Here is a 20772-nt window from a genome sequence, read left to right as displayed (position 1 = left end):
CGTCTATACCTATATGAAAAGATGGGGACGGCTGAGTTTATTAACAATGCTGCTAATGTGGGCGATTATCATTTCCAGTTATTATGCCTTTAACTATCCCCAAACCTTTAAAATAACAGCACTAATCAAACAGGCAGAATGGAAGCCCCTGCTCCTTCTATACCTGGCATTATTGTTATTGGCACTCACCCTGGCCTTTGCCATATCCCGGAAAGGCGTTTTTACTAAAACCTTCCTAAAAGCAGTCTGCATACTGCAATCGGCCGCTATTTTATTTTTCATTATTTATGGATTAATTGTCCTGTATAAAATAAACCAGCAGTACGGAGAGCTGATCCGGGCAACAGAAAAGCGGGCTGAAAATGATATAAAAAGAGATGCCGTTACCTTTATTTCAGATGGACTTCCTTTATACGATTCTATTGATCTTAAAAGAGACAGTATTATGGAAAGATATGGGATCCATACCGCCTTCTATTGCACGATCGACAATTCTTCTGAAAAATACAACGCATATTATAAACAATTAACCAAAGCCTATCTTAACAAAAGGAATGGCAAAGGCTGGAAAGAACGAATGCAAAAAGAACTGGAAGCATACAAACGCCAATGAACTTATTACAGGATCATTTGAGGGATATCCATTTGGGAGGTAATCAGGATCAGCAAAAATACTATTTACTGCCTCACCGCTCCGTTTCGTGCAATTTAGAGCTGATGTCTTTCTTTTTTACAAACATCCGCCAGGCCTGTATAAAGGCGGTTATAACAAAGACCCCGCCAATGATATAATTCATCAGCGACTGGTTGTTCTGGATCTTGCTGGCGATCAGCCGGCCACCAAAAATAAACACGCAGTTCCCCAGCAAAGTGCCCAGCCCGATGCCTACAATATAAAAATTATAATAGGAAGGTTTGGGCTTCAGTACATTTCTGGTAAATAATACCGTGCTCCATCCAAACCAGAACGGGATCTGCACAGGATTTACGGCGCTCATGGTCAGCCCCAGCAAATAAGAAGGCAGATTATTATTCAGGATCACGTTTTTGCCCTCCGAAGGATGCATAGCTGCGTACAGGCTGGAAACCGCAAGCGCCACAATGATCAGCAAGGTCAGCCATTCCAGCAAACGAAAGATCTTTTCCTGTTTGCGCACCCAGTCCATGGCCACCAGCGACAGGCGCACATAGATCATTTCCGCGGTTAAGGACCCCAGGGAAAACAGCAGGGCATTTTTTACAGACTGGCTGATGGCGATCTGCATGGCAGCCACATTCAACGTTCCCAATGGTAATGATCCGAGAAAGCTGACCAGCATTCCCGTAAAAAAAATCTTTATTAAACCTCCGGCAAGGTGTTCACGCACGTTGTATGATTTAATTTTTTCCTGTCAGCATCGGAACAAAAGAAAAATGATCAAATACTTCTTCTTTTATGGTTCCGTCTGCCTGTTTCCAGATCCGCTTCATTTGCTGTATACTCCCCGTTCCCACAGGAATGACCATCATTCCTCCGGGTTTCAGCTGATCAAGCAGCTTTTGAGGCACTTCCGGGGCTGCGGCCGTGATCAGCACCCTGTCAAACGGGGCATAAGTAGGCAGCCCCTGGTACCCATCGCCATAAAAAAATTTGATGAACGGGAACTGTTTCAGGTAAGCAAATTTTTTATTTTCCTCAAACAGGTTTTTCTGGCGCTCAATCGTAAACACTTTAACGCCCATCTTTGCCAGCACCACAGCCTGGTAAGCGCTTCCTGTGCCTATTTCCAGCACTTTCTGCCCGGGCCGGACCTCCAGCAATTGTGTTTGATAAGCTACCGTATAAGGCTGGGAAATAGTTTGCCCCTCACCTATGGGAAAGGCCCGGTCTTCATAAGCCACATCGTCAAATGCAGAATCCAGAAAGAAATGACGGGGAATAGCATTCATCGTTTCAAGCACTGCTTCATCCGTTATCCCTTTTTCTTTTATAACCTCAACCAGTTTTTTTCTCAAGCCTTTGTGCCGGTATGTATCTTCTAACGTCCTCCTCATAAGTGGCAAATGTAACTGATTTCTGTTTTTCACGGCATGAGGAATTGAGAATTGAGATTTGAGACGTGAGATGAAAGATGTAATTGTCAGCCTTCAATGTTCTCTGTCATTATTCTTGTCCGTTCACCATTCTTTATTTCACTTTTAGCTTTGTTATCAGTTTTTAGTTCTTAGTTTCAGCGCCCCGCTTACTACTCCCCACTCACCACTTGCCAGGATAAACCATGAACCACCTCCGGTTTCTCAGCTATCAGTTATCAGCGCCCCACTTACTACTCCCCACTCCCTGCTCGCTACTTACTACTAGCTACCTCCACTACAAACTATCCGGCCAAACCCGCATTTAGTTGCCGTTTTATGTAATTTTACCTGTATCTGCATCTATCAATAAACCAGCATTTATGAAGATCCTGAAAACCAATGTCCTGTTTTTAATAACGCTTCTTTTTTTATTTATGAAAAGCTCTGCTCAATCCGTAAAGAATTATGAGTCCGATTGGGAAACAGTAACAGATAATGTAAATAAAGGGCTGCCTAAATCTGCTCTTGAAATCGTAAAAAAAATATACACAAAAGCAAAGACCGATCAACAGGATGCACAAATAGTAAAAGCGCTCATATATATGAACCAGTTGCAGCAGGAGAACCGGGAAGATAACGGGCTCCGCAGCATTAGTGAGCTGGAAAAAGAAACAGCTGCCACAAGAGAACCTGCTGCTTCCCTGCTGAAAAGCTACCTGGCCGGTGTGTACCAGCAATATTTTAACCGGCACCGGTACCAGCTGTACAACCGTACCAACACAACACAATTTGAAAAAACTGATCCTGCCACCTGGACGATTGATGATTTTAACCGGCAGATCAGCCGCTTATACCTGGCGTCCTTACAGGATGCGCCATTGCTGCAGCATACAAAATTAGAAGCCTACGATGCGCTGATCATCAAAGGAAACATGCGTTACCTGCGCTCTACTCTTTATGACCTGCTGGCTTACCGCGCGCTTGACTATTTTACCAACCCCGAGCGGTCCGTAACACAACCTGCATACCGGTTTGAGATCAGTCAGCCGGAAGCCTTTGCAACCGCTGAGACCTTTTCCCACACTGTTTTTCAGACAAAAGATTCCGCATCGCTATTATTGAATGCATTGCGCATTTATCAGCAATTATTACAATTTCACTTAAAGGATAATAAACCCGATGCCCTGATTGATGCAGATATCAGCCGCCTGCAGTTTGTATATGACCATGCTGTAAACCCCGATAAGGATACGCTCTATTATGCTGCGCTTGAAAAAATTGCCCAAAAATACGCTGACCTTCCTGCCGCAGCACAGGCCTGGTTCCTGATGGCGCAATGGCAGTACAACCAGGGCAATCTGCCTGACAACAAAAAGCACCCTGATGACCGGCACATAGCAAACGCAAAAGCGATCCTTGAAAAAATTGCCGCCGCAAAAGAAAAAAGCGAGGGAAGCGTAAATGCCCGGAACCTGCTGCAGCAACTACGTCAGCCGGAGCTGGGCTTCCAGCTGGAGAAAGTAAATATACCTTTAGCGCCCTTTCGCCTGTTCATTACTTATAAAAATGCGCCCGTTGTTTACCTGCGCGTTATTAAGGCTACCAGGGAACTAAAAAACGCTGTTACGGATCCCGGTAGCAACCCGGGGTACTGGAGCCAGCTTACAGCAGCGCAGCCCGTAAACAGCTGGCAGCAGGCATTACCCGCTTCAGATGATTACCGGCAGCATCGTGTGGAAATAAAAGCGGAAGGCTTACCGGCAGGAGAATATTATGTGTTAACATCCCTCCATGAAGACTTCCGGCAGTCCGGAAATATTCTTGCAGCCCAGCTCACCTATATCTCCGGCATCAGTTATGTGAATAATAAAAACGACTTTTTTGTTCTGGACCGGAACAGCGGGCAGCCCCTGCCCCATGCAAAGGTGACGGTATGGAATAAGGCTTATAACTACACGGCACGCAGGTACACCAACACAAAAATAGCGGACTTGATCACCGACCCAAACGGGCATTTTACCTTTAAGCACCAACAAAACACTGCAACAGCAAAACGAATCGCCGGTTATAACTATTTATTGGATATTACTTACAATGATGAACGCCTGTTTATGGACGATCAAAGCAGCGGCTATTATTACAACGATTATACCCGCACTGATACCAAAAAATCGAACCGGGTATTCTTTTTTACAGATCGCAGTCTGTACCGCCCCGGGCAGACTGTTTATTTTAAAGGTATAGCCGTCAGCTATGATCCCCGGGATAAGAGATCCGGGATCCTTACAGGATTTAAAACAACCGTAACCCTGTATGATGCCAACCATCAGAAGGTCTCAGACATAGCTGTTACTACCAATGAGTTTGGCTCCTTTAACGGCACTTTTCAACTGCCGGAAAATGGCCTCAATGGCAACTTCAGCATTTCCAGCCCTGATGGAAGCTGCTCTTTTAAAATGGAAGAATACAAGCGCCCGAAGTTTTACGTGGATTTTGAAAAAATGAAAGGCACCTATCAACTGAACGAAGACATCACCATTACTGGTTTTGCAAAAGCCTACGCCGGTAATAATGTGGACAATGCCGCGGTAAGTTATCGTGTGGTACGCCAGGCGCGCTTCCCCTATCCCTGGATCCGGGCCCGTTACTGGTGGCCGGTAAACCAGCAGCAGATGGAAATTACACAGGGAACCACCACAACCGATGCAGATGGCAAATTTGTTATCCGCTTTAATGCGATACCCGACCGGAGTATTGATCCGGAAATGGAGCCTGTGTTTGACTACCGGGTTTATGCAGATGTTACCGATATCAACGGGGAGGTAAGAAGCGGGGAAAACGGGGTTGCGGTAGGCTATAAATCCTTATTGATAAAAGCTGATATTCCTGCACGTGTTCTGCCAGAGCAGCTGCAGCAACTGAATATCCGAACAGAAAATATGGCAGGCAGTTTTGAAAAAGCAACTGTTAACGTAACCATTACAAGGCTGAAGCCCGAGCAACGTTTGCTCAGAAGCCGCTACTGGGAGCAGCCCGACCAGTTTGTACTGTCAAAAGAAGAATATATAAAGAACTTCCCCAACGACATTTATAAGAATGAGAACGAGCCGGCCAACTGGCCAAAAGAGCAGCAGGTGGTTCTTCAGTCGGGCGTAACTGATTCAACAGGAACCTTTGTGTTAAACAAAAGTGCTGTAGAGCCCGGTTATTATGTAGTTGAAGTTACAGCAAAGGACAAAAACGGGAAAGAAGTAAAAGACATTCATTATACGGAAGTCTATAATGAAAAGCAGGGCCGGCTTGCTTTTCCGCAATATTTATGGACAAAAGCACCTGCTGCCATTGAGCCCGGAGAAACAACCAGTATTGAAATAGGCAGTGCCGCACCGGAGGTGTTCCTGGTACAAAGCATCAGTAAGGATCAGACCAGCTATACCTTCTCTTCGCTCAACAACAGCATAAAGAAGCTGGAGCTGGGTGCCACCGAAAAAGACAGGGGTGGCTATAGCGTAGGTTTTTTGTTTGTAAAAAATAACCGGGTCTATACCAGCAATCAGACGATCCATGTGCCCTGGACCAATAAAGACCTGAAAATAGAATATGAAACCTTCAGGGATAAGGCCCTGCCCGGTGCAGAAGAAAAGTGGAGCATAAAGATCAGCGGGTATAAAGGCAGCCGGGTGGCGGCTGAAATGCTGGCCGGTATGTACGATGCCTCCTTAGACCAGTTTTACCCGCATCAATGGAACATACCCGCATTATGGTCCAGCCGTTATAATACTGCTGCATGGAACGCCAACAGTAATTTTACGGGCATCCGTTCACAAGATAACAATACAATAGCCTCCAGCTATGAAAGCTATGAAAAAAACTATGATCAGTTTGCTTTTCCCGGCTACTACAGCGGCGGCTATTTAGAAGAAGTAGTAACTGTGGGGTACGGCAGGGTGATGAGAAAAGCGCTCACGGGTGCCGTAAGGGGGATAAGCGCGCCTGCTGCCGATGCAGCCATAGCGCAGGAGCAATCGGGCATACTCATACGCGGCAATAGCACGGCAGCATCCGGCACGCCCCCTTTATATATTATTGACGGTAAAATATACACCGGCACCGGTAACCCCACAGAACTGATCCCTGCCGACCAGATAACCAGCATAGAAATATTAAAGAACGCAGAAGCTACTGCTATTTACGGGGCAAAAGGAGCCAACGGCGTTATCGTCATAAAAACGAAAAATGGTTTCCAGTTGCCTGAGGAAAATAATGCAGCTGTTACACCGCGTCGCAACTTTAATGAAACCGCTTTCTTTTTTCCTGATCTGAAAACAGACGCCCGGGGCAATATCCGCTTTTCCTTTACCATGCCCGAAGCACTTACCCGGTGGAAGTTCCAGGCAATGGCGCATACCAGGGATCTTGCATTGGGCTATTCCTCCAAAGAGATTATTACCCAAAAAGAGCTGATGATACAGCCCAACATACCGCGCTTTTTGAGGGAAGGCGACAAACTGGAGCTCAGTACCAAGGTGGTGAACCTGTCGGCAAAAGAAGTAACCGGTATTGCCACCCTGCAATTGTTTGATGCAGCCACCAATGAGCCCATTGATGGCTGGTTTAAGAACGCCATACCGCAGCAATATTTTACCATAGCGGCGGGGCAAAGCCAGGCCGTAAAATTTCCCGTAGAAGTGCCCTACCAGTTTAGCAAGGCCATAACCTGGCGCATTGTGGCAAAAGTTACCAGTGACAGCCTAACAGCGCTAAGCGATGGTGAAGAGAGCATGCTGCCGGTACTCACCAACCGTATGCTGGTTACCGAATCATTGCCTTTGCAGCTGCGCGGCTTTGGCACTAAAAAATTCGGGTTTGATAAACTGCTCAAAAGCGGCGGCAGTGAAACGCTTACCACGCAGGCATTAACAGTGGAATATACATCCAACCCCGCATGGTATGCGGTACAGGCACTGCCGTATATGATGGAATACCCTTATGAATGCGCAGAGCAGACCTGGAACCGCTATTACGCCAACTCACTGGCTACGCTCATTGCCAATAGTTCGCCCAAAATAAAACAGGTATTCGAACAATGGTCGAAAGCCTCCCCTTCCGGGGCCGATACTGCTGCCCTGCTCAGCAACCTGCAAAAGAACCAGGAGCTGAAAGCGGTGTTGCTGGAAGAAACTCCCTGGGTGCTGCAGGCCCGGAATGAAACACAGCAAAAAAAGAACATTACCCTGTTGTTTGACCTGGTGCGCATGAGCCGGGAGCTGAACAGCGCTTATGATAAGCTCAGCCAGCTGCAAAGTCCCAACGGCGGTTTTGTATGGTTCAAAGGCGGCAGGGACGATCGTTACATGACGCAGTACATTCTGACCGGCATCGGACATCTGAAAAAGATAAACGCGATTGAACCATCGCAGGCACAAAAATTAAACAGCATCATCCGCAAAGCCATTCCCTACCTGGATGCACGTATAAAAGAGGAATACGAAGAACTGATCCGCAATAAAGTCAGGCTAAATGAATACACTCCTTCTTATTATATGATCCAGTATTTATACATGCGCAGCTTTTTTGATGATCAGAAAATTCCTGCGGATGCCCAAAAAGCCGTTACTTACTTTACGGATCGCGCAGCCAGGACATGGACAAAGGCCAACGAATACATGCAGGGCATGATTGCCCTGGCGCTGCACCGCAAGGGCGATGCAGCTACGCCAAAAGCGATCTTAAAGTCTCTACAGGAGACGGCTGTAAACAATGAAGAGCTGGGCATGTATTATAAAGATGCCGCCCGCAGCTGGTGGTGGTATGAGGCGCCCATTGAGCGCCAGGCACTCATCATAGAAGCTTTTGAAGAAATTGCAAAAGATAAAAAGACAGCAGATGATCTGCGTACCTGGCTGCTGAAAAACAAGCAGACCAATAACTGGGAAAGCACCAAAGCTACGGCTGAAGCCTGCTACGCCTTATTATTACAGGGAACGCAATGGCTTACGATAACGCCCGACGTAAAAATACAACTGGGAGCTATGGAGATCACCTCATCCGGGGAAGGAGCAGAAGCAGGAACAGGCTATCTGAAAAAGACCATTCCGGGGGAAAAGGTAAAACCGGCAATGGGCAACGTTGAAGTGTTTGTAAAGGCCCCTGCATCTGGCAATCAAAGCAGCAGCCTGCCCACCTGGGGAAGCCTGTACTGGCAATACTTTGAAGACCTGGACAAGATCAGCTTTGCGGAAACGCCGTTACAGCTCAGCAAAAAATTATTTGTGGAAACCAATAGCGACCGGGGCCCTGTATTAACACCGGTGGCAGAAGGTGGTTCCGTAAAAGTAGGCGATAAGATAAAAGTGCGCATAGAGCTGCGGGCTGACCGGGATATGGAATACGTACATCTAAAAGACATGCGTGCTAGTGGTTTTGAGCCGGTAAATGTGCTCAGCTCCTACAAATGGCAGGGTGGCCTGGGTTATTATGAAACCACCAGGGACGCCAGTACCAATTTCTTTTTCGGCTACCTGCCAAAGGGAGCCTATGTATTTGAATACAATCTGTTTGCAACCGTTGCCGGAAACTTCAGCAATGGCATTACCAGCATCCAGTGCATGTATGCGCCGGAATTTACCGCGCACAGCGAAGGAATAAGAGTTACTATTGATCCATAAAGCAACCCTATTGTTACAAAGCAACATAATGTTTTTTTTATGGACCCGGCTGCAGTGCTGCTATCATCGCCTGTTGTGTCACTCCCTTGTGCGGCAGTGCATGTATCAGCAGTGTTGGCATCATTCTAATGATGGCGATCGGCTCCGCCACCATCTATCTGAATCTTAATAAAAGCATCCGTGTCCATCGCTGGCACTCATTGCGCAGCTTTTTCCTGCTGCCTTTGCTTATTGTTATTGTACTGCTGGTTTTATACCAATTAGATGCTTTAAAAAAAGTATTGTCATCCTGACGAAGGAAGTTTGTCAAATGAATTATGGTTCGACAAGCTCCCACGAGATTGCTTATTGAACGGATTTTAATCTAAAAGGTATTAATGGGCGATATCGCCGCCATTTTTCTTCCTTATTTTATTCTCCTGACCATACACTATTACCGGTTCAGGAAATCGGTTTCTGTTACAGGTCACCATGTTTAAAGCATACAATGCGCTGCTTCGTAAATGGCACCGGGCACTCCCCCTATCTGAGCCGGCTGCAGGTTGATTTGCGTACTACCAGCGTTCCCTTGCAAATGGTCATGTCCGAATGATGCACGGGGTATTTTTTGTTCAGCAGGTCCAGCATGTACCTGCCGGCAACCACTCCTATTTCATAAGGCTTTTGCGCATAGGAGGTCAGCCCCGGCTCTATGATGGATGCGGCAGGATCATCTCCAAAACCCGCAACAGCGATCTCATCCGGGACCTTTATGCCTTTTTGTTTCAGCAGTTCAACCAGCTTTACTGCGCCGGCATCATACACCGTGCAGATTCCATCCGGCGGGTTTTTCAGACTTAGCCAGCGTTCCAGTGCAGCCGCCACCTGGTCGTGCAGGAATTTTGTATGCGCCACCAGTTCTTTATCAAACGGAATACCATGCTGCTGCAATGCCACCTTATACCCGTTCACCCGTAATTTGCTGGCCAGCAGTTGCCGTGGCCCCGCCAGGAGCGCGATCCTTTTTTTACCCTGTTCTATCAGATGCTGGGTAGTGGTATAAAGCCCGTTAAAATCATCTTCCACCACTTTGGGTATGGGCAGCTCCGGGCAAATACGGGCAAAAGACACCAGCGGGTAGCCTTTACCATGCAGCAGCTTAATGTGCTCAAAGTCTTTTGTATCGCGGGTATGGCATACAATAAAACCATCCACGCGGCTCAGCATGAGGGCCTTTATATTTTCTTTTTCCACTTCGGGCGATTCGTCCGACTGCGCAATCACAATACGATAGCCAATACGGCTTACCGTATGCTGAATGCCGCTTACAATAGCAGCAAAAAATGGTTTCTGTATATCCGGTATCACCACACCAAGGGTGCGCGATTCATTACGGATAAGGCCCAGCGCCAGCATATTGGGCTGGTAATCCAGTTCCTTTGCTTTTTTAAGTACCGCCTCCCTCGTTTCCGGGCTGATGTTGGTGCTGTTGGTCAAAGCACGGGAAACGGTAGACTTGGAGATGCCCAGTTCCCGCGCAATATCAATGATCGTTATCTGATGATTCTTCATAAAACAAAATCGTTCCTTATTTGGAAAGATACGAAATTGCGGGAACGGTTGCGGGAATGTTCCCGCATAATTTATGATCCGATTCATTGTTTTATCGGTTATTGGGCAATAGATTAGCAGAAAATTAGTTGTCATATGAATTTTATTGAAGAAGAAAAACGAGCGCTGCCGGTATATGCCCGCCCGGAAGTGCTGGTAGTGGGTGCAGGCCCTGCGGGTATTGGCGCAGCCATTGCCGCTGCAAGGAACGGGGCAAAAGTGCTGCTGCTGGAACGTTATGGCTTCCTGGGAGGAAACTTAACCATTGCAATGGTAAACCCCATGTTCACCTTTCATGATGTGCAAGGCAAACAGGTGATCCGCGGTATTGCCGGTGAACTGGTAAACCGGCTCGTTGCATTAAAATCTTCACAGGGCCATATTACCGATCTTACGTTTGACAATGCTTCCATGACGCCCTTTGACCCGGAAGGTATGAAATACCTTTTATTTCAGATGGCACAGGAAGCAGGTGTGGAACTGTTATTACATACATGGGCAGTGGGGGTACAGAAAGAGAACGGGAAAGTTACTGCTGTTATTATCGAAAATAAATCAGGCCGCCAGGCCATTTGCCCGCAGGTGATCATTGACTGCTCTGCTGATGCTGATATTGCGGCGATGGCCGGGGCACCGTTTGTAAAAGGCCGCGAAGAAGACGGCGCCATGCAGCCGGTGACCCTGTTTTACCGCATCGGCGGTATTGATATAACAACGCTCAGAAACTGGATGAAACAAAACCGCGACCTGCTGAAGGACGCTCCTACCGATGAAGAAATTGATTCCAGCGAAGCCATCGCATTTCTGGGGCTAAAGGAGCTGGTAAAAAAAGGCATGGAAACGGGTGAGTTTCCCAAAGACGCAGCACCCAGGATTTTATTTTACCAGTTACCACAGGAGGGACAAATAGCAGTGAATGCCACCCGGCTCCAGGGCATCGACGGCACCAATGCCGCTGATCTTACACGCGCGGAAGTGGAGACCCGCTCACAGGCCTGGGCGATCCATAACTTTCTGAAAAAACATGTGGGTGGTTTTGAAAACTCATATATCCTGGACACGGGCGTGCAGGTGGGCGTGCGGGAAACAAGGCATATAAAAGGCGACTATAAACTGACCGAACAGGATGTACTTTCCAACCGCGCTTTTGAGGATGGCATTGCCTGCGGCACTTTTGCCATCGACATTCACCCGCCGGAAGGGGAACAGCAGATCTTTACGGGATCCGGCAAGGCCGTTTACGAAATTCCTTACCGCAGCCTGCTGCCGGCCGGGCTGGACAATGTACTGGTAGCCGGCAGAAGCATTTCCGCCACACATACCGCCTTTGGCTCCGCACGTGTAATGGCCACCTGCATGGGTATTGGCCAGGGTGCCGGTGTTGCGGCCGCCGCCATGGTAAAGCAGCAACTGACCACCAGAGAGGTAGATACAAAAGCATTGAGGGCCGCATTGATTGAACAGGGGCAATACCTTATTGGTATGGAAGACCCGATGGAAGCCAACGCCAAACTGGCCCTGACCAAGGGAGACGGTTCCGGGGCGGCGGCCAGCCATTTTAATCCTTTTAAAGATATGGAGCATGGATAAGGGTACCGGTAATATACGCTGGGGCATTGGTGCGCTTTTGTTCTTTGTGTCGGCGCTCAATTATCTGGACCGGCAGGTATTGTCTGTACTGGCACCCTCTATCCAGAAAGAGCTTCGGTTGTCAGATATGGATTATTCCTGGATCACTTCTTCCTTTTTGCTCAGCTATACGATCCTGTATGCCATCAGCGGGCGGCTGGTAGATAAATGGGGCACCCGCAGGAGCCTGCTCTGGTTTGCCGGCGGCTGGTCCGTGGCCAATGTGCTGCATGGTTTTGCCAAAACCGTAGCACAGTTTTGTGGTGCCCGGTTCCTGCTGGGTGCAGCAGAAAGCGGCAATTTCCCTGCAGGGGTAAAAGCTGCCGCCGAATGGTTCCCGTTAAAGGAACGCGCGCTGGCCATAGGACTGCTGAATGCAGGCTCTTCCGCAGGGGCAGCCGTAGCAGCCCCGCTGGTCAGCTTTATTACCCTTGCCTGGGGCTGGCAGTCTGCTTTTGTAGCTACCGGTATTATCGGTTTTGTATGGGTGTATTGCTGGTGGAAATATTATTATACCCCGCAAACCCACCCCCGCATTACAAAGAAAGAGCTGCAATATATAGAAAGCGATACAGAACCCGAGGTTTCGAAAAAAAAGGCAGGCATCCGGCAACTGCTGGGCATGCGCCAGTCCTGGGGTTGTTTTGTGGCGCGTATCTTTATTGATCCCTGCACCTATTTCCTTATTTTCTGGATCCCTAAATATTTACAGGAAGAACAGAGCATGTCATTAAACCTTGTTGGCTATTTTGCGTGGATCCCCTACCTGGCCCTGGCCATTGGTACCATTGCCGGGGGCATTATCCCACGGAAGCTCATCAGCAACGGCTGGTCGCTGAACCGTGCACGCAAAACCGTAATGCTGACGGCTTCCCTGCTCATTCCCCTTTGTTGCCTGGCGTTGTTTCAATCGCATAGCTTATCCATTGCCCTGATGGCCATTACGGGCGTCATGTTCGGGCACGGGCTGTGGGGCAATATTACCCTACCGGCGGAAGTATTTCCCAAATCGGTACAGGGCACGTTAACCGGGCTGGGTGGCACGCTGGGCGGGTGTGCGTCCATCCTTACCCAGTTTGCCATTGGCTGGACGGTTCAGAACGTTTCCTATACGCCTGTTTTTATTGCCGTAGGACTCATGTACCTGCTCACTTTTTTCGGGGTACAACTGCTGATCGGTAAGCTGGGCCAGATCATCCGGCTATGACAGACCTATAAGGTTTAAAAAACCTTATAGGTCTGCTACGTAAACGATTGCTGAATTGAGTATTAATCACCAAAATAATGTCCATATGATAAAAAAGATTTTACATTATGCCGGAAGCGCTTTCCGGATTCACCTGCTGGCATTGCTGCTGATTTCCGTTTCATTAAATGCACAGCAGAAAACAATGATCAGCGGAAAAATAACCACCGCGCAGGGCAGCCCGCTACAGGGGGTGTCCGTTAGCGTAAAAAATAATCCGATACTGGGCACCACGTCCGATGAGCAGGGCAGCTTCCGGCTGGAAGCCGCGCCGGATGCCATACTGGTTTGCTCTGCTGTAGGCTATCTTACACAGGAGCTGTCCGTTGAAGGGAAAACCGCATTGTCCATTACTATGGAGGCCGATACCAGAGGATTGGAAGAAGTAGTGGTCATTGGTTATGGTACTGCTAAAAAGGTGAACCTTACCGGCGCCGTTTCCGCCGTTTCCGGTGAAGAAATGGCCAAACGCCAGGTAGGACAAACCTCCATGGCCCTGCAGGGCGTAGCACCGGGCGTTACCATTACACAAAGCACCGGCCAGCCGGGGGTTGACGGAGGTACCGTAAGAGTGCGCGGCATTGGCACGCTCAATAATTCTAACCCGCTGGTGCTGGTGGATGGCGTTGTAATGTCGATGGATGCGGTAGATGTATCTTCCATTGAATCCATTTCCGTTCTAAAGGACGCCGCCTCCTCTGCCATTTACGGATCCAGGGCGGCCAACGGAGTTATCCTTATTACCACCAAAAGGGGAAAGAAAGGAAAATTTTCCTTTTCCTATGACGGGTATGTTGGCAAACAAAGCGCCACCAATCTGCCCAAAATGGTCAACGGGCTGGATCATATACAGCTCCTTAACGAAGCATACACCAATGTGGGCTTAAGCCCGCTGTACTCCGACGAGTATATTAATAACTATAAAAATAATAAAGCAACAGATCCGGATCACTACCCGGATGTGGATTGGCAGAAGGCGGTACTGACCGGCAGTGGCATCCAGACCAATCACGTAATAACCGCTTCCGGCGGTACAGACAGGATTCAGTTCTTCGGCAGCTTTGGCTATTTAAACCAGGGAGGGCTGATTGATAATGTGAACTTCAAACGCTACTACGCCCGGCTGAACGCCAATGTACAACTGTCGTCGAAATTAAGCGGATCTTTCGATGTATTCCTGGTAAATACTGACCGGCAGTCGGTAGCACAGTTCCCGGGCGGTTCAGGCGCTGCGCTGGGCAGCACTACCGGCACGGCGCTTATTTTCGGACTGATGAATAAGCTGCCTGCCGTACAGGCTGTAAAATATTCCAATGGTCTGTGGGCAGAGGGACAGAACGGCGTCAACCCGGTGGCCATAATCAACAATGGAGGATTCTGGAGAGAGACCAGCTATCCCCTGGCCGGTAACTTTTCATTAAGCTATAAGCCCTTTGATTTTTTAACAGGTAAGATCAGCTTTGCCCCTACTTATTCCCAGCCCAATGTGCGCTCTTTTGTAAATATGGTTAAGACCTATGATCCGGACGGGGCATTGCGCTTTACAGTACCGGCTGTAAATACCATGGATCAGAGTACGGACCAGAACAAGACCAACCAACTGGAAGCCACGCTTACTTTTTCAAAAAATGTTGGCAAGCATTCGCTTGGTGCACTGGCCGGTTATCAGTATTACACCGGGTCTAACAGTGGTTTCAGCGCCTTCCGGGATAATTTTCTGTTCCCGGATTATCCTGTGCTTTCCGGTGGTTCATCAGCCAATATGAAAAATAACGGGTATGCAACGGAGTGGACACTCATTTCCTATTTTGGCAGGATCAATTATGCCTTTGATAATAAATACCTGCTGGAAGCAAACCTGCGCTATGATGGTTCTTCCCGCTTTGCTGCCGGTAACAAATGGGGCGCCTTCCCTTCCTTTTCTGCCGGCTGGCGCATTTCAGAAGAACCATTTATGAAAGCGGCGCAGGATGTATTGAATGAATTAAAACTGCGGGCCTCCTGGGGGCAGCTGGGCAACCAGGAAATAGGTACCAACTATCCTTTTGCACCCACCGTATCGCTGGATCCCAGGTATGTTTCCAACGGAGAAGTTCAGAACGGCGCGGCCATTGTGAGCCTGGCCAATACGGATATTTCATGGGAAACCACCGAAATGAGCAATATCGGGCTGGATGCCCGGTTGTGGCATAACCTTTCTGTTTCTTTTGATTATTATTATAAAAAGACCCGGGATATTTTATTGCAGCTGAGCATTCCCAAAACAATGGGTGTTGCAGCGCCGTTTCAAAATGCCGGGATAGTGGAAAACAAGGGCTGGGATCTGCAGCTGGATTATACTTCTGATGCCGCAAAAGCATTTAAATATGGGGCCACATTTACATTGTCTGATGTTAAAAATAAGGTACTGGATCTTAAAGGCATCCAGCAAACAGGCACGATTGTAAACAGGGAAGGTTATCCGATTAACTCCTTATATCTCTACAAGTCTATGGGGCTTTTATCCGCAGCGGATTTTGGTGCCGATGGCAGCTACCTGCATGCCCAGCAATTCGGAAAGCTGGCTCCGGGAGACATCCGGTATGCAGACCTGGTGGAAGATGGCATCATCAACGGATCCGACCGGGAAGTGCTGGGCAGCACCATTCCGCGGTTTACCTACAGCCTGAACCTGAATGCGGCCTGTAAAGGATTTGATTTTTCTGTTTTCTTCCAGGGCGTTGGCAAAAGAGATGGTTACTTAACCGGCAATGCCATACAGCCGTTCCTTACCGGCGGCACTGCGTATGAATATCAGAAAAACAGGTGGACCATTGATAACCCTGATCCGAATGCCGTTTTTCCACGTCTTGCTTTTGGGGAGACCAACAATACCCAGCTCTCAGATTTCTGGATGAAAAGCGCTGCCTATTTACGGGTTAAAAATATACAGCTCGGCTATACAATTCCCAAACAGCTATTACAAAAAGCCGGTATCAGCCAGCTGCGGATCTATGTATCCGGCGAAAACCTGTTTACCATGGATCATTTCTGGCCGGGCTGGGATCCGGAGATCGATGCTGCCAGCAACGGTTCCTATTATCCGCAGGTAAAAACCTATAACCTGGGTATTAACCTCAGGTTCTGATACGAAAGAAAATTGCATGTTTTTATAAAATTTACACGCATGAAAAAGCTATTCTATTTATATATGATCATCCTGGTATGCTCCTGCACAAAGGAGCTCAACAAGCTGCCCCTGGATGCGCCTTCAACAGAAACCTTCCCGGCCACCGCATCTGAAATGCAGGCGGCATTGGTAGGATGTTTTAGTCCGCTTAATTTAAGATTTGGAGAAAATCCTTACGCCATCTGGTTTGAGATGTACTCTGACATTGCCGCCAACAGGGATGTTACGCCCAATGCTTCCTGGGGCACACCCACAGCCGGCGATGTAAACACCATCTGGAATACAATGTACACCGTTATTTCCCGATGCAATTTTTTGCTGGATCATATGGACAGGGTGGCCGATGCCAGTGAGGAGGCCAAACAGAATGTACAGGCCACTGCACGGTTTTTAAGAGCCTACAGCTACTCCATACTTTCACAATTATATGGCGATGTACCGCTGATCATCAAAAGCCAGACCTTACAGGAAGCCTATGTGGGCCGCAATCCTAAAAAGGAAGTAACTGATTTCGTGCTCTCGGAGCTAAAAGCAGCAGCTGCATTGCTTCCTGCTGCCAACCAGCCCAACACCATGAATGTTTCTTCCGGTGCCGCATGGGCGCTGGCATCAAGAGTAGCCCTCTATAATGAGCAATGGGAAGATGCCATTGAAGCCGCTCAAAAGGTAATGCAGCAGGAAGGAACAGAGTATGTGCTGAACCCCGATTACGCGGCGCTTACTATGCTGTCCGGCGAAACCTCTAAGGAGATCATCTGGGCTATCCAGTTCAATTATAACGATATCTATCATCAGACGACGCTTTCCTACCGCTCCCGGATGGCCGGGGGGTACAGCAACCGGATACCGGTGCAGGCCCTGGTAGACGCATATGACTGCACGGATGGGTTATCCATAGATCAGTCGCCTCTGTATGATCCCGCGCATCCCTTTAAAAACAGGGATCCCAGGCTGGCCATGACCATTGCGCTGCCCGGCTCTGTGTATTACGGGTACCAGTTTGAAACCAACAAGGACAGCCTGATGTGCTGGAACTACAATGTGTCTCCCGCTGTCCGTGTCAATAACCTGGATGCAACACATACCTATGCAAGTTTTTCCGGCTACTGTTGGAGAAAGTATGCAGATTCTTCGGAAAAAGATCCTACAAGATCAGAGATCAATACCATCATCATCCGCTATGCGGAGGTATTGCTGAATTATGCAGAAGCAAAAATTGAAGCAGGACAAATTGATGCATCAGTTTATACAGCCATCAATAAGATCCGGGAAAGAGCCGGTATGCCTGATATCGCCAGTGGAAAAACAAGCGCCGAGCTGCGTTCCGTTGTACGCAAAGAACGCAAAGTAGAGCTGGCCGGAGAAGGGTTGCGTTATTTTGATATTATCCGCTGGAAGATCGCAGATAAAGTGCTGAACGGGCCCTGCTATGGCCGTAACCCAAGGGGATTTCTTTCCGTAGCTCCTGCCATTGATGCCAACGGTACGCCGGATTATAGCAAGGTACCGGATAAGGATAAGATGCGGGTTATACAGGTACGTACCTTTATCAATCCGGCCAACTATGTATGGCCGATACCGGATATTGAGATACAGACCAATAAAAATCTGACACAGAACCCGGGGTATTAAAATTGTTCCCTGTAATAGCTTATTATACTTATTTTCACCCGCCAATTTCCTGTCATGCAACGAATTCATACAACAGCGGCACACCTGTTTTTTCGATTACCGGGGGCATTCCTCTTGCTTTTTATAGGGATGCACCCAAACGGCTATGCACAACAAAAAACTATAGTCACCATCAGCATACAACAAGACCCCGAACCGGTTGACCCGATGATCTACGGGCAGATGCTGGAAAACGTCAACGACAGCGTGATCTATGGTGGCGTTACTGACGGTAACGGAAATGTGCTGCCACACATAACCCGGTTACTGAAAGAATTAGATATTCCTGTAATGCGCTGGCCCGGCGGCACGGTCATACACGAGTACCGTTGGCGCGATGGGATTGGGCCGCGTAAGCTGCGCCCGGTAGTGCCCACCTATGCCTGGAAAGGAAAAGAAAATTACCAGTTTGGAACGGATGAATTTCTGCAATGGTGTAAAGAGATCAACACCCAGCCCTATATTAATTTTAATATGGCCAACCACCCGTTATATGGCGGTACTTTATGGGAAGCGCTGGACTGGATCGAATATGTGAATGGCAACCCGGATACGACCAATGGTGGCCGCTTACGTGCGGCATATGGTCACAAAGAACCTTACAAAGTACAGTACTGGGGCATCGGCAATGAAAATTATGGCCCCTGGGGCCGGCATAAGGAGGAAACAGCCGCCGGGTATGGCGACCGGCTGGCGGTATGGGCCGGAACCATCCATAGCAAATACCCGGAGCTGCATCTTTTAGGCGTTGGACATACAGCAGCATGGGACAGTACAGTACTGGAAAAAAGCGGGCAGGCTATCGATTATCTTACACAGCATTATTATGTGGTCAGCAAGCTAAAGGACGGGCAGTTGCAGAACCCGGATAATACGCTTTTTGCACCGGCAAAAATGGAAGCGCATCTCCGGCTGCTTAGCAACCTTCTTGGCCGTTATAACAAAAGCAAAGCAGGGGATCCTGTACGGTTATGCATCGATGAATGGAACAACCGGCATTCCGTACTTGAAAACGGAGAATACAAATTTACGCGTCAGTCACCCAGGCGGCAGTTTGATGTAGCGGTGGCCGCGGGCATGTTGAATGTATTCATTCGCCAAAGCCCTGTAGTGGGCATGGCCAATTATATCTTCCCGGTAAACGGGCATGGCCTCATCCGCACTATAGGCACTAATGATGCGTTAAAGACACCGCTCTTCTATCTCTTTAAACAATACCGGCAATGGATGACGGGCTCAAAGCTGGAAGTAACCGTAAAGGGCCCCGGTATCACAGGGGCAGCCGCTGCAGCTACTATTGACGGCGATTGTAAAGAAATAAAAACGGGCAATGAGCAGCTCACTTATATTGATGCGGCAGCGGTACGATCTTCAGAAAAAGGCATTTATATTTCACTGGTCAACCGTTCCTGGAATACCGGCCGGGAAGTTGCAGTCACTGTTCCAAAAGGTTATAAAGTAACGCAGACCTGGGAAATAGCTGATCAGAATATTAATGCTTTCAATAGTGTTACAGACAGGGATGTATTGATCCCGAAGATCCGAACTGTGAATAACAGGAAAGGAAGCTACAGCACAAAGCTGCTGCCCTGCGCGGTGATGATCGTAAAACTGGTTCGGATGTAACTTCAATCCGATTTAAATAATGTTGCTTCTCATGGTTCGTCAGGCCCGTCCGCCCGGATCATACGCGGACTGTTACTAAAAAATGCTGTAAAGACTAATAATAGTAGTATGTCACCCTGAGTTTTCCATTTGTAAAAACAAAATCATCCGAAAGTTCGGATGAGGCAATGACAATCATTCCTACGGGTCATCCTGAAGATGTCATCCCGGGCTTGTCCCGGGATCTATTCCTGTTTCAGGGTCTGTTGAGTGATCATATACATAGATGCTGAAATACCCGTCCGGGCGGGAATTCAGCATGACTAAAGTAGGATTGGTTTTCAACGTATAATGTAATCTGTCATTAGCAGCCTGACGAAGGGCATGGTTCGTCAAGCACACCATGACATTCGCTTTAGTAATCTACTTGTCATTGTCTTTTATTGTTTATTGATCCATCATCTGATCTTCCTTTTTAATTGCCTCATCCTGCTTTTTAATATACCCTTCAAGTGATAAGGTGCCTGGCAGGTTTTCTTTCTGATATCTTTCAATCTGAGGAAGTGTCTTTACAATTTTTAATACGGTATGAAGATCACTTAATTTCACGTTTTTGGCATTGATCGTCTTCAAAAGTTCATTATGCTTCGCCGTTGTGGCGACATACTTTGCCAGATAGCTTTCCACCAGATTCCTGATTTTGTCCCTTAACAAAGAGTCCGCAATATGATTTATATGCTGATCGGCTGCATTGTAATACGACAGGACTTTTTGATTGAACTGATTGAACGGGTCAGTAGAGTCAACCCTGCTTTGACTGAGAGTGTCCAATCCTGCTTCCAGTTGCTCTAGATTCTTGTTTTTACTTATCAATTCACTGTAAAGGTTTTCTACCAGATCCCCGGTACTTCTTTTTGAAATCAGTTTGTATGAATTATTGTTATCTTCCAAGGCCTTTGGAACATCAGCTACAGGTTGATGCTGTACATGGTTATTATTACATGCAACAATTGTCAGAAGCACAATAGCCAGTAAGTGTGTTTTTGCTCTCATGAGTAGTTCCGATTTTATTTATATCACTAATATAGCCTATTTAACAAAACAATGAAAAGCAAACTGCTGCATTGTATCGAATAAAA

At 47.7% G+C, this 20772-nt stretch carries 11 protein-coding genes; 7 read left to right on the top strand and 4 right to left on the bottom strand.

Annotation, left to right across the window (positions count from 1 at the left end; translation table 11 throughout):
• Nucleotides 1-55: 55 nt before the first annotated feature.
• Nucleotides 56-613, top strand: coding sequence for an FEKKY domain-containing protein (locus tag A8C56_RS07665; RefSeq protein ID WP_067754103.1), 558 nt, complete (start codon nucleotides 56-58; stop codon nucleotides 611-613).
• Between the two features lie 73 nt (nucleotides 614-686).
• Here A8C56_RS07665 and A8C56_RS07660 read toward each other — a convergent pair whose 3' ends face one another.
• A complete protein-coding gene (locus A8C56_RS07660; protein WP_067754100.1) occupies nucleotides 687-1367 on the bottom strand; it encodes a LysE family translocator in 681 nt (226 codons plus the stop codon).
• A 10-nt stretch (nucleotides 1368-1377) separates the two neighbouring features.
• A complete protein-coding gene (locus A8C56_RS07655; RefSeq protein ID WP_067754097.1) occupies nucleotides 1378-2034 on the bottom strand; it encodes a protein-L-isoaspartate(D-aspartate) O-methyltransferase in 657 nt (218 codons plus the stop codon).
• 401 nt (nucleotides 2035-2435) lie between these two features.
• On the opposite strand from A8C56_RS07655, the gene A8C56_RS24075 reads away from it, so the two are divergent.
• Nucleotides 2436-8723, top strand: a complete 6288-nt coding sequence (locus A8C56_RS24075; RefSeq protein WP_084490412.1) for an alpha-2-macroglobulin family protein — start codon at nucleotides 2436-2438, stop codon at nucleotides 8721-8723.
• A gap of 522 nt (nucleotides 8724-9245) precedes the next feature.
• Here A8C56_RS24075 and A8C56_RS07645 read toward each other — a convergent pair.
• The gene (locus A8C56_RS07645; protein WP_169818753.1) at nucleotides 9246-10361 is read right to left on the bottom strand and encodes a LacI family DNA-binding transcriptional regulator; all 1116 of its coding nucleotides are present in this window, start codon (nucleotides 10359-10361) and stop codon (nucleotides 9246-9248) included.
• Nucleotides 10362-10409: 48 nt separating this feature from the next.
• Between A8C56_RS07645 and A8C56_RS07640 the strand changes: the two genes are divergently transcribed.
• The 5 genes from A8C56_RS07640 (at nucleotide 10410) to A8C56_RS07620 (ending at nucleotide 19654) form a co-directional block, all read left to right on the top strand.
• On the top strand, nucleotides 10410-11903 hold the full coding sequence (locus A8C56_RS07640) for an FAD-dependent oxidoreductase (protein WP_067754094.1): 1494 nt from the start codon (nucleotides 10410-10412) through the stop codon (nucleotides 11901-11903).
• Nucleotides 11896-13149, top strand: coding sequence for an MFS transporter (locus A8C56_RS07635; RefSeq protein ID WP_067754091.1), 1254 nt, complete (start codon nucleotides 11896-11898; stop codon nucleotides 13147-13149). The genes A8C56_RS07640 and A8C56_RS07635 overlap by 8 nt, the downstream gene beginning before the upstream one ends.
• 85 nt (nucleotides 13150-13234) lie before the next feature.
• Complete coding sequence (locus A8C56_RS07630; protein ID WP_067754088.1) at nucleotides 13235-16315, top strand: SusC/RagA family TonB-linked outer membrane protein; 3081 nt, start codon at nucleotides 13235-13237, stop codon at nucleotides 16313-16315.
• A 39-nt stretch (nucleotides 16316-16354) separates the two neighbouring features.
• On the top strand, nucleotides 16355-17989 hold the full coding sequence (locus A8C56_RS07625) for a RagB/SusD family nutrient uptake outer membrane protein (protein ID WP_157097911.1): 1635 nt from the start codon (nucleotides 16355-16357) through the stop codon (nucleotides 17987-17989).
• 54 nt (nucleotides 17990-18043) lie between these two features.
• Entirely contained in the window at nucleotides 18044-19654 is a 1611-nt protein-coding gene (locus A8C56_RS07620) for an alpha-L-arabinofuranosidase C-terminal domain-containing protein (protein ID WP_084490090.1), read from the top strand.
• Nucleotides 19655-20080: 426 nt separating this feature from the next.
• Here A8C56_RS07620 and A8C56_RS07615 read toward each other — a convergent pair whose 3' ends face one another.
• Entirely contained in the window at nucleotides 20081-20686 is a 606-nt protein-coding gene (locus A8C56_RS07615; protein ID WP_067754079.1) for a hypothetical protein, read from the bottom strand.
• Nucleotides 20687-20772 lie beyond the last annotated feature (86 nt).

The sequence above is a fragment of the Niabella ginsenosidivorans genome (genome assembly GCF_001654455.1).
Lineage (GTDB): Bacteria > Bacteroidota > Bacteroidia > Chitinophagales > Chitinophagaceae > Niabella > Niabella ginsenosidivorans.
This window is presented reverse-complemented; position numbering and strand designations above follow the sequence as displayed.

Bases quoted from the DNA above. Each gene is read 5' to 3' on its own strand.
- A8C56_RS07625 (WP_157097911.1), top strand. From the start codon at position 16,355: ATGAAAAAGCTATTCTATTTATATATGATCATCCTGGTATGCTCCTGC.
- A8C56_RS07620 (WP_084490090.1), top strand. From the start codon at position 18,044: ATGCAACGAATTCATACAACAGCGGCACACCTGTTTTTTCGATTACCG.
- A8C56_RS07665 (WP_067754103.1), top strand. From the start codon at position 56: ATGTGGGCGATTATCATTTCCAGTTATTATGCCTTTAACTATCCCCAA.
- A8C56_RS07635 (WP_067754091.1), top strand. From the start codon at position 11,896: ATGGATAAGGGTACCGGTAATATACGCTGGGGCATTGGTGCGCTTTTG.
- A8C56_RS07655 (WP_067754097.1), bottom strand. From the start codon at position 2,034: ATGAGGAGGACGTTAGAAGATACATACCGGCACAAAGGCTTGAGAAAA.
- A8C56_RS07645 (WP_169818753.1), bottom strand. From the start codon at position 10,361: ATGAATCGGATCATAAATTATGCGGGAACATTCCCGCAACCGTTCCCG.
- A8C56_RS07630 (WP_067754088.1), top strand. From the start codon at position 13,235: ATGATAAAAAAGATTTTACATTATGCCGGAAGCGCTTTCCGGATTCAC.
- A8C56_RS07640 (WP_067754094.1), top strand. From the start codon at position 10,410: ATGAATTTTATTGAAGAAGAAAAACGAGCGCTGCCGGTATATGCCCGC.
- A8C56_RS07615 (WP_067754079.1), bottom strand. From the start codon at position 20,686: ATGAGAGCAAAAACACACTTACTGGCTATTGTGCTTCTGACAATTGTT.
- A8C56_RS24075 (WP_084490412.1), top strand. From the start codon at position 2,436: ATGAAGATCCTGAAAACCAATGTCCTGTTTTTAATAACGCTTCTTTTT.